The sequence below is a fragment of the Chamaesiphon sp. OTE_8_metabat_110 genome (genome assembly GCF_031382685.1).
In the GTDB taxonomy this organism is placed as follows: Bacteria; Cyanobacteriota; Cyanobacteriia; order Cyanobacteriales; family Chamaesiphonaceae; genus Chamaesiphon.
In genome coordinates, this window is record NZ_JANMZA010000011.1 from 1 (window position 1) to 3127 (window position 3127).

Consider the following 3127-nt stretch of genomic DNA (forward strand, 5'->3'; position numbering starts at 1 on the left):
GCGTCTGAGCGAGAGATCGAGATGTCGATAACTACTATGTGGGGGCAAACACTTTAAACCGCAGCGGTTACAACGATAACCTGCCGCTTGCTTAACGGTGGCTGCAATGTCCGACCAATTATCTGGATAATCCAGCGTGAGAGCCATAATTCTAATCTGAGATTTTAATCTTCAGCGCAAAGCTTGCGCGTTGCTAAGCGACAATCGTTCACAATATAAATTGTCCCATGCCATCACCCTTATAAATCCCATGTCACAAAATCCTCACGATCGAACTGTCGTACAGCCCTACTTAGGATTTGACTGCACTAAAATATTTTATTGAAAGACATGGAAAAAGTTTTAAGAAATTTGACCCAACTCTATCTCAACTGGAATCATATTACCGTTAAAACTTGCCCACTAACACCAGCATCTCTTTGTAGATTTTAAGATTTATTCCTGCTCCTCATCACCAGCAATGTTGTCTCGATCGATCGCCGCGACCCGATGAAGGGATGAATATTCCCTGCCTATTGGCTTGCCGCGAACAGAACGTGCCTCCCTGCATCGGCGGCGCGATCGGACAACTCGCGCACTTCCTGAAACCACGACCATGTGTACTCGTAACCCTCGTCGCCGATGGAAAAACCGTCGTAGTCCTCTTGGTCGATCCAAAAATACCGATCGCGAAAGGCATTTTCTGTGATGCTGCGCAACGCAGCGGCAATCTGCTTGACTTCCCAAGGCATCTTTAGACTCATTATGTAGTCATCAAGATCGTAGAGCACCTCTCCGCCAAGAATGACATGGCTAAGAGGAAACGTCCCGTTGTCCCGATCGATAAAGTCGGATCTGCTACACGTTAGTAGGGGCGATTTATGAAGTGGTTGAATTAAGCGGTAGGAAGTTCCACCCAAAACCCAAACCAGCAAGTTCGGGGAATCCCCTAGCTATAATTTTAACCTTAAGTTGAAAAGTATTGTGGGGAGAGAGTTTGGGCTGTTTTCGTCATAGGTAGCTTCGGGGAATGGGTGGGGGCTAATTTGGATACATCGACGGAAAACAAACCGAACGAACTAAATAAACGAAAGGAACAGCAATGTAACCGCAAAATCCATCGTTTTATATTTAGCCTCACCTAGCTACTTACAACCTCGACCGTGTACATCATGATGGAATTCGCTCGTTTTAACAGACTATTGCAGGCGCATGTTGCCACCATATTTAAAAGTCAATCCACGCTTTTTGTCACAGACCTAGACAAAGACAAGTTATGGAATCTTTACCTAGATAGTTTTCCAGCCGGAACGAATCAACTCTTCCGCCAACGTCGCGAATATGACTGTAGCTGTTGCCGAAATTTTGTCAAATCTTTCGGGAACGTGGTGGCAATACAGAACGGTCGAATTGTCACGATCTGGGATTTTAAAACCCATGATAGTAAATACCAACAGGTAATCGACGCACTTGCCGATTTTGTGAGATCGGCTCGAATTCGCGACGTTTTTGTTACCAAAGAATCTGGATTTGGAACCGACAAAAACCACGAAAGACTTGAAGACGGAACGGTTCGCGCTTGGCATCATTTTCGAGTCGATCTACCCCGAAAATTTATTAATACTTCGTCCAAATCTGAAGCGTCTGTGATGGCTGAATATCGGGACGTGAAGAATGTTTTCGCGCGCTCTCTGACAGAGATTTCACGAGATGCGATCGAAACAGTTCTCGATCTAATCGCTCAGAATTCACTCTATAAAGGCGAAGAGTGGCAGGGTGCGCTAGAACATTTTCGCAATTTACATATTGCCGATCGGGCATTGCCGGACACCGAACGGGATAATTATTGTTGGCAGACATCCGTTGCAGTTGGTGGCGCGATCGGCAAAATTCGGAATACTTCAATGGGCGTATTGTTGACAGATATTACCAATGGAGATGAATTAAATGAAGCCGTGCGTAAATATGAAGCGATCGTCGCACCTACGAACTACATGCGTCCGCAGGCAATCTTTACCAAAAAAACGATCGAACAGGCTCGACACAAAATCTCAGAACTGGGGTTGTTAGAGTCTTTAGAGCGGCGGTTGGCCACGATCGAAGATATTACGGTCAATAACATTCTATTTGCTAACAAAGACACCTTAAAACAGATGTCAGGCGATATCTTTGCCGAATTAAAAAAAGCAGCGGTAGCCAGTCCGAAACAGTTCGAGCGAGTTGAAGAAATTCCGGTAGAGCAGTTTGTTAAAAACATTCTCCCCAGACTGACAAATGTTGAAGTGTTGCTGGAAAATCAGCATATACCCAATCTTGTCTCGTTAATCGCACCGCAGGTGACAGAAAGTCCGTCAATGTTTAAATGGGATAATGGTTTCTCATGGGCATATAACGGAAATATTACCGATAGCATGAAGCAACGGGTTAAAGCGGCTGGTGGTAATGTTGATGGTGTTTTGCGCTTCTCATTGCAATGGAACGATCGTGGCGATAATCAAAACGATTTTGACGCACATTGTGTAGAGCCAAACAACAATCATATCTATTATCCCAATAAAGGACAAAAGCATCCATCGACTGGAATACTCGACGTAGATATCATCCATCCCGATCTTACTCAGGTTGCGGTCGAAAATATCACTTGGACAGATATCTCCAGAATGCAAGAAGGCGTATACACGTTTTATGTTAACAATTACAATCATCGGGGCGGGCGTTCTGGTTTTACTGCCGAACTTGAATATGGCGGCCAAATTCATACTTATGCCTACGAAAAGGAACTCCGCCAAGGTGAGAATATTATTGTTGCCAAAGTTAAGTTTAGTCGTAAGAATGGGATCGATATTATCGAATCATTACCGTCCTCTATATCCTCTAAAACAATTTGGGATATTCAAACAAATGAATTTCACCCCGTATCGGTTTGTATGTTTTCGCCTAACTATTGGGACGAACGAACCGGGATCGGACATCGGCATTACTTCTTCATGTTAAAAGGCTGCCAAAACGATACTCAACCCAATGGATTTTTTAACGAGTTTTTGCGTGAAGATCTCTTGCAGCACAAACGAGTTTTTGAAGCTTTGGGAGCAAAAATGCGGGTCGCCCCTTGCGATCGTCAACTTTCTGGACTGGGATTTAGTTCGAC

The 3127-nt window shown here is 44.3% G+C and carries 2 protein-coding genes; one reads left to right on the forward strand and one right to left on the reverse strand.

Annotation, left to right across the window (positions count from 1 at the left end; translation table 11 throughout):
- Positions 1–512: 512 nt before the first annotated feature.
- A complete protein-coding gene (locus RMO52_RS00335; RefSeq protein ID WP_310409993.1) occupies positions 513–914 on the reverse strand; it encodes a DUF1877 family protein in 402 nt (133 codons plus the stop codon).
- 237 nt (positions 915–1151) lie between these two features.
- Between RMO52_RS00335 and RMO52_RS00340 the strand changes: the two genes are divergently transcribed.
- On the forward strand, positions 1152–3127 hold a 1976-nt coding region (locus RMO52_RS00340; RefSeq protein WP_310409995.1), incomplete at its 3' end, for a hypothetical protein.